Raw genomic sequence first — 8588 nt, 5'->3', positions numbered from 1 at the left:
TCGGCGAAGACTGAGGAGGCTTTAACAGAAAAAATAGCAGACCTGATAGCCTTTTTGGAGAGCCCAGAAGGGCAGGAGGTAGACCTTTTACAGATCAGTTATACCCTTTTACATGGTCGTCAGCATTTTCGCCATCGTTATGTTGTGGTGGTAAGTGATCAGACGGATGCTTTATACCTACTGAAACAATTTAAAGGCGGGGAGCTTCTGTCCAATAGTTATAAGGGAATAGTATCAGAAGGATTTATGAATCAAAAGGTCATGGAGTTGTTTGGGCGTGATCTCATTCAGCAGAGCCATAAGGCGACAACATTAGAGCAATATCACGAAATTTTACAGGGGCTGGCAAACCTTTATTGTCAGGGCTACGATTTACCATGGGAACAAATGTGGAAAGAAGAGCCTAGACGGATTCATTTGCCTTCTTATCCGTTTGCGCGGAATTCTTATTGGGTTCCCATATTTAAAACGTCAGAAGCCGAACAGGTACCTGTAGACTCTTCTTTACAGTCTGAGATTGCTGCTACGATATCCATTGCTGTAGATGATAAAACCATTAGTGAACCTACTTCTTCTCCTATGGAGATGGTGTTGCCAGATGCTAAAGAAGATAGCATAGAAGAGAGCTCCTGCGAGGAACAGAGGCTAGAAGAATTGCAGGAAGAATTGCAGGAAGAGTTGGCGGAAAGTTTAGCAGAAGCTTTATATATTGACCGTGAGATAATTCTACCAAGTAAAAAATTTATTGAACTAGGCTTAGACTCTATCGTTGGTGTTGAGTGGATTAAGACCTTAAATAAAACCTATGGCACGGCCATTAAAGCTACCAAGGTGTATGATTATCCGACACTGAGAGATTTTAGTCAATATGTTGCCGATGAGTTGGATCGATTAAAAAAGCGACCATATAACCAGAAAATTTTGTCGACTGACAGAAAAGCGGATATGAAAGGAGATTTAGAAGAGCCTATTACGAAAGACGAGCTCGTCACTTCTATCTCTAATAATAGGGCTCCTGCTCTGATTAATCAAAAGCCAGCTAGTCAAACAAAAAGCGAGAATGTGATCCGTCCGGAAAGCCTCGGAGATCCATTGTTTCAAACACGCTATGGTTGTAAATGGAACTATATGGCGGGGTCAATGGCCCAAGGAATCGCCTCAGAAGCATTGGTGATAGCCATGGCAGAAGCTAGATTGCTTAGCTTTTTTGGAAGCGCCGGTTTGGATGGAGCTAGGTTGGTAACACATATTCAACATATTCAATCTGCTGTAGGACCCGATAAACCCTATGGCATGTGTCTAATTGCTAATGTAAATAACCCGGAAGAAGAGTGGGAGCAAGCTAAGTTATTTATCAATTATGGCATCCCATATATTGAAGCGTCCGCTTTTTCGACTATAACAGCAGCATTGGTCTATTGTCGTATCAAAGGGATAAAGAAGCAGAAGGATGGTAGCTTTTATTTTCCTAGAAGAATCATAGGTAAATGCTCCCGTTTGGAAATTGCCAAACAATTTATGGCGCCACCGCCTGAGGATCTAGTAAATCAACTGTTGCAAGAAGGATGGATTACAGAGGAAGAAGCAGTATTATCCCAATCTATTCCAATGGTTGATGATGTTGCTATAGAGGCGGATTCTGGCGGTCATACCGATCAAGGTGTATTGTCTGCTCTTGTTCCTTCTGTGCTAGCCCTAAGAAAGGAGATACAGCAAACCTATTTATATTCGGAACCAATCCTTGTAGGATGCGGTGGCGGAATCGGTACTCCGGAAGCAGTAGCATCCGCCTTTATGATGGGAGCTGACTTTGTTTTGACTGGTTCAATTAACCAGTGTACGGTTGAAAGTGGTGCACATGATGTAATAAAAGAATTGCTCAGTACCATTTCTATTCATGATACGGCTTTGACAGTTGCAGGTGATATGTTCGAGATCGGTGCTAAAGTCCAAGTGGTCCGTAAACATACCCAATTCTATAACCGGGCTAATAGATTGTATGAGTTGTTTATGCAGTATAATGCTATCGAAGAAATACCTGATGAGATTAAAAAAGAAATTGAAATCAATTATTTTAAGCGCACCTTTGCTGAAGTTTGGGATTTAGTTTGTGAATATAAGAAAAAGAAAAATCCGCAACATTTAATCGAAGCACGAGTCAATCCACGCTTTAGGATGGCACTTATTTTTAAATGGTATTTTGCATATTGTAATCGGGCTACACTTAACGGGGATCTAGCTGAAAAAGATAATTTTCAAATATTTTGTGGACCTGCCTTAGGGGCGTTTAATCAATGGGTAAAGGGCACACCTTATGAGGACTGGAAAAATCGTCATGTGGTGGATGTCGCCGCATTGTTGATGGTGCAGGCTTGTGAACATTTGCAAACTCGATATAGCCCCCGAGCTGTGACTGTTGAGACATCGTCAATTTTGCAACGAGCTCATGAGGATCAGCGTCTTAAAGAGACGGACATTGCGATTATAGGCATATCTGGGAAGTTTCCTAAAGCTGATAATATCAACGCATTTTGGGATAACATTGTTCATGGGAAAGATTGTATTTCTGAAGTTCCGTCTTCCCGGTGGCCTATAGCGCACTACTATGATACAGATCCAGAAGTACCAGGAAAGAGTACAAGCAAATGGATGGGAGTTTTAGAGGATGTGGATAAATTTGATCCAACTTTCTTTAATATCCCACCAGTAGATGCGATTGCTATGGATCCACAGCAAAGGTTGTTCCTAGAGAATTGTTGGAGCTGTATAGAGGATGCTGGCCTTCGACCATCAGATCTTTCAGGTAGCCGATGTGGTGTATTTGTTGGATGTGCAACTAGTGATTATGGACAATTATTTAATGAAAAAGACTTAAATTCTCGTCTTCTCATGGGTAGCACAACATCCATTCTAGCAGCAAGAATTTCCTATCTGCTCAATTTACGCGGACCTTCGTTAGCGATTGAAACCGCCTGTTCCTCTTCTTTAGTAGCGATTGCAGAAGCTTGTAATAGTCTTGTATTGGGAACCAGTGATTTGGCTCTTGCAGGAGGGGTATGTACGATAGTGGGTCCTTCCCTTCATATTATGACTAGTAAGGCAGGGATGCTGTCCCAACAGGGGCGTTGCCAAACATTTGATCACCAAGCAGATGGATTTGTTCCTAGCGAAGGAGTTGGAGTGATTCTATTAAAACGTCTTAGCGATGCTATTCGAGATAAGGATACGATCTATGGTGTCATTAAGGGGTGGGGTGTCAACCAGGATGGTAAAACCAACGGTATAACAGCACCTAATGGAAAAGCACAAACAGATCTGGAAAAATACGTTTATGAAAAATTTGATATTAACCCAGCTCATATTACATTAGTTGAGGCTCATGGAACGGGAACTAAACTAGGTGATCCTATTGAAGTAGAAGCGTTGACAGAAGCCTTCCGATCTTTTACTACTAAAAAACAGTATTGTGCACTAGGCTCTGTTAAAAGTAACATTGGACATTTGCTGACAGCCGCGGGCATTGCGGGATTGATTAAAGTGCTATTAGCTATTAAACACCGTACTTTGCCGCCAACAATCCACTATGATCGTTTAAATGAGCACATTGACCTAGGAGATAGCCCCTTTTATATAAGCAAAAGTAAACAGCCTTGGACAACGTATCAGGGAAAACCGCGCTGTGCAGCCGTCAGTTCCTTTGGCTTTAGTGGTACCAATGCTCATATGGTGGTGGAGGAGTATCTGCCACCGGAAGAATCGGAAAATGTAAGTAATTGTTATGTACCGGGTCAACCAATATTAATGGTGTTGTCAGCCAAAAACGATAAACAACTCAAACATTATGTTGATCGGATGATCCATTTTATACAAAAGAATCCAAACATTGATATACAACAGATGGCCTATACCTTGCAAATTGGTCGAGAGTCTATGGAGTACCGGATGGCTTTCTTGGCTCATTCATTGGAAGAGGTGCTACAAACATTTAAAATGTATAGCTTAGGACAACAGCCTTCCTACTTGTTGACTGGTGCCTTAACTAGGGAAAACGATAAGGGACATAATCGCCTTAACAAGGCTTTTAAAGAAGGGCAGTGGCAAGAAGCAGCTGTTTGGTGGATACAAGGTGGCGAGGTAGGTTGGAAACAATTATATGGGGATCATCTACCACATCGTATTAATTTGCCTACGTATCCATTTGAACGTAAAAGTTTTTGGCCGAAAAAAGGCGATCAGCCATCGAAAGAAAAGTTTAAAGTTAGTTCGTTGTCCATGCCAGAATCTTTGGTTAGTCTTCCATCTAAAACAAAACAGAAAGTTAGCTTGTCCGATACTGAACAACAAGCGTTAAAATTGGAACAAATTGAATTAAGACCGTTGATGAACATGCCAGATTGGTCAGAGCATCATCAAGGACAAAGCTTATCACCAATCATTTTATACAAGATTGACCAGCCTATTGATCACAATCAGGTAGTTCATTATGCGGAAGAAGATGAAATAGCATTGCAGAACATGTTAATTGATAGTCTAATTCAAATTTTATTTATAGAAGGCGAAACGGTGGATGTGGATCAAAACTTTTATGATATAGGTTTAGACTCTATATTGGGCGTCGAATGGATGCGTCATATTAATAAGAAGCAAGGGCTATCACTAGAGGCTACCACACTGTATGATTATCCGACTATTCGTGAATTGGCACAATATATCCTATCCATACAGAAGGTTGATGCAAGTCCACAAGCAAACTCTTATTCAAAGCCTGAACAAGCTGATGATATTGGATTGATAGCTGAATTGGCGAATAGTCTCGCTGAAATTATGTATCTTGATTCCAGTCAGATTAACGAAGATATTCATTTTTCAGAATTGGGTCTAGACTCTATTTTGGGTGTGGAGTGGATTCGAGTGTTAAATAAACGCTATGGAACTACAATTGAAGCAACGACATTATATGAATATCCAACCTTACGTGAATTTGCTGCCTGGATGCAAGGAAATCAAGTCACACAGAATATTCCATCCAATGTAGAAGAAGCGCTGACGCTACCTCCACCTACATTGGAAGGGATTTTGCAAAAAGTGGAGCAGGGTGTATTGGAAGTGACAGAGGCGCATGTCTTATTACAAAAATACAATCTAGTTTAAGGGGGTAGGGAAATGGTAAACTCACAAGCCATCTTACGAGCCCTGCAAGCGGGAAAAATTTCATCTGAAGAGGCCAAAAAACGATTGCTAAATCATAAGTCTGACAATCATGAGGAGGCCATTGCCATCATTGGGATGTCAGGGAAATACCCAGAAGCTGACAATCTCAATGTCTATTGGTCAAATCTTGTAGCAGGTCGCGATTCTATCCGGGAAATACCAAATTCCCGTTGGGATGTTGCCTCATACTATCAACCGTACCCCAGTGATGAGGGGAAAATATATAGCAAGTGGTTGGGTATGGTTGATGATGTGGCCTGTTTTGACCCCCTATTTTTTAATATAGCACCTTCAGAGGCGGAGACCATGGACCCACAACAGCGCTTGTTTCTTCAAGAGAGCTATCAGGCCTTTGCAGATGCCGGATATACACCTGAAGCATTGAATGGTCAGAATTGTGGGGTGTATCTTGGCATCATGGCCAATGAATATTATCGGATGTTGTGTGAACAACAATATGGTTTAACTGATATGACTGGTAATTATGCTTCCATTGCATCGGCACGCATTGCTTATTTTCTTAATTTAAAAGGTCCGGCACTTTCTATTGATACTGCATGTTCGTCCTCTTTAGTAGCGATCAATCTGGCGTGCGAGGCGTTACTTAACCGGGAAATTGACATGGCCCTTGCGGGTGGGGTGACGTTGTACCTTACCCCAAAGCCTTATATTGAAATGTGCGCGGCACACATGCTCTCACCAGAGGGGCGGTGTAAAGCTTTTGATCAATCCAGTGATGGCATGGTTCCTGGTGAAGGTGTTGGTGCTGTAGTGTTGAAGCGTCTACAGGATGCTGAGGCTGATAATGACTTGATTTATGGTGTGATTATTGGATTTGGCACTAATCAAGATGGAAAAACCAACGGTCTAACTGCTCCTAGTGTGAAAAGCCAGATAGCTTTGGAGCGAAGTGTCTACCAAAAATATAACATTGATCCTTCAACCATTAGCTATGCAGAAATGCATGGGACAGGTACCAAATTGGGGGATCCTATTGAACTTAAAGCGTTATCAACGGCCTTTCAAGAGAGAACCGATAAAAAACAGTTTTGCGCCATTGGTTCCGTCAAATCCAATATTGGTCATACATCAGCCGCTGCTGGTGTAGCCAGCGTCCACAAGGTGTTGTTATGTATGCAGCATCAACAATTGGTGCCCACCCTGCACTTTAAAGAGCCTAATGAACACTTTGATTTTAGGAACTCCCCTTTTTATGTTAATACACAAACCCGCCCTTGGGATGTAGATTCACCAAGGCGGGCTTGTGTTAGTTCTTTTGGCTTTAGTGGCACCAATGCTCATTTGGTAATAGAAGCATATGATACAAAGAAAAAAAGAGTGCAGAAGCCGGTAACAGATTCTTGTCGGCCGGCTTTATTTGTTTTGTCGGCTAAAACGGAGAAACAACTTAAGGTATATGCAGGCATAATGAAAGAATGGATGGCATCACAAGTGAAAGTTAACCTCAAAGATATGGCCTATACCTTACAGACGAGTCGTGAGGCTATGGATTACCGCCTGGCTTTTTGGGTGGATAGTAAACATGCAGCAATTGATATGCTGACCGCTTATCTGAATGATGAACATCCTGATGGGTTACACATCAGTCATGTAAAAAAGCGGAAGAGTCAGAGAGATACCCCTCAATATCTCGATCCTGAAACACTTTTCTCACGGTGGCTAGCCGGTGAGTTGATTGATTGGCAGGTACTATATAAGGAGGGTGAGCCCCGACGGATCCGTTTGCCGGGCTATCCCTTTGCTAAGGAGCGCTATTGGCTTCCTAAGCAGGGTACATCAACTTCAAGTAACAGTAACCTGCATCCTTTAGTTCATCGCAATACATCTAATTTGTCGAACACGCGGTTTACAACAATTATGACAGGAAAGGAACGCTATTTAACCGATCATCAGGTGAAGGAGAGAAAGATGCTACCTGGATCAGCCTATCTGGAAATGGCAAGAGCGGCCCTTGAACAAGGGATGGATCAAATGACCGCCAGCACTTTACAACAAGGAACAGTTTTTATTAGTTTACAAGAGCATATATGGATTGAACCATTGATAGTAGAAGCGGAGCCGGTTGAGGTACATATTGCTTTGGCGCTAATAGAGGATGGGACTGTAGAGTATGACATCTACAGCGGATCGGATCAGCCCGATGATCAAACAGCTATAAGGCATGCACAAGGTACTATGAAGATATCTACTTTAACGCCCCGTAAAAGGAAAAATATTCAAGACTTAAAATCTCAGTATTCTTGGCATAACCTCTTACCGGAGCATATCTATACATCTTTTCGTGCAGCGGGTCTATATTATGGTCCCTCTCATCGTGGAATTGAACATCTTTATTTGTATAAGGATCAGATTTTGGCAAAGCTGGCAATATCGCCAGAACCAAACGGAAAGAGTGAATGTTACCTTGATCCGAGCCTACTAGATAATGTTTTTCAAGCGACAGCAGGTTTTGCTATAGAATCAAAAGCGCCCTTAGGTAGCTTGCCTTTTACGCTTAAAGCACTATATATATATCAATCTTGCTCAAATCAGGTATGGATCCATATTCAACAAAGAGAAAAAGGAAGAGTGTTTGATATTGATGTTTACGATGAGAATGGTGTGATATGTATAAGTATATTAGGCTTTGAGACAAGGCGTGCAAAGGATCTAATGTCAGAAGAAGCTTTTTATAGCCATTTATCGGAGAAAATTTGGAAGGGTGAATTATCGGAAGAAGAAGTCGAGCGTATTTTAATGGCTTCAAGATAAGGGAGAGAGGAAAAAATGGATGGACAGTGGAAACGTATCTATCGGCAGTTGAAGGGAAAAGAGATTACACCAGAGGAAGCTACAGAGCAATTTAAGCGATGGGGCCAACATAAGAAGAATTATGTATCTAGTGATCTGTTGCCGACGTTAAAGAAAATAGCGGCAGGAGTGTTGGCCATTGATACCAAGGATATTCATCACAATGTCACATTGGGGGAACATGGATTTGATCCTTTAAAGCTGACTCAATTGGCAGATCGGTTAAATAATCAATTTGGGCTGGAGTTAAACACTAAGGATTTGGCAGAACAGAATACGTTAGATGATCTGGCTCATTTCTTACAGGGTATCAATCTATCTAAAGGGGATCAGCATTTACGGGGAAAAATCATTGATTATCTAAAAGGGCACCTTTCCTTGGTGTTTAAAGTTAGCGCTGAAGAAATAGACAACGATATAGATTTAGAGAAGTATGGTATTAACTCCATTATGGTACTCAAATTGACCCAGCAGTTGGAAGGGGGATTGGGTCCGTTACCAAAAACCCTGTTCTTTGAATATAAAACAGTGAATGAGCTAACAGAATATTTTCTCCAACATCACCG

At 41.5% G+C, this 8588-nt stretch carries 3 protein-coding genes and 1 pseudogene; all 4 read left to right on the top strand.

The genetic code is table 11. The features are described 5' to 3' along the window. Positions 1-5151, top strand: a 5151-nt coding sequence (locus tag J4P91_RS27775; RefSeq protein WP_374192074.1) for a PfaD family polyunsaturated fatty acid/polyketide biosynthesis protein, incomplete at its 5' end; no start/stop codon positions are given. Positions 5152-5217: 66 nt separating this feature from the next. Continuing rightward, positions 5218-7002, top strand: a pseudogene (locus J4P91_RS29945) (type I polyketide synthase); the annotation flags it as partial. 27 nt (positions 7003-7029) lie between these two features. After that, on the top strand, positions 7030-7983 hold the full coding sequence (locus J4P91_RS29940; RefSeq protein ID WP_279538734.1) for a polyketide synthase dehydratase domain-containing protein: 954 nt from the start codon (positions 7030-7032) through the stop codon (positions 7981-7983). Positions 7984-7998: 15 nt separating this feature from the next. Beyond that, positions 7999-8588, top strand: a 590-nt coding sequence (locus J4P91_RS27765; protein WP_207996658.1) for an acyl carrier protein, incomplete at its 3' end; no start/stop codon positions are given.

The sequence above is a fragment of the Bacillus sp. XF8 genome (genome assembly GCF_017498755.1).
In the GTDB taxonomy this organism is placed as follows: Bacteria; Bacillota; Bacilli; order Bacillales; family Bacillaceae_G; genus Bacillus_A; species Bacillus_A bingmayongensis.
The sequence above is the reverse complement of the archived record's forward strand: the minus strand, read 5'-3'. Positions and strand labels throughout refer to the sequence as shown.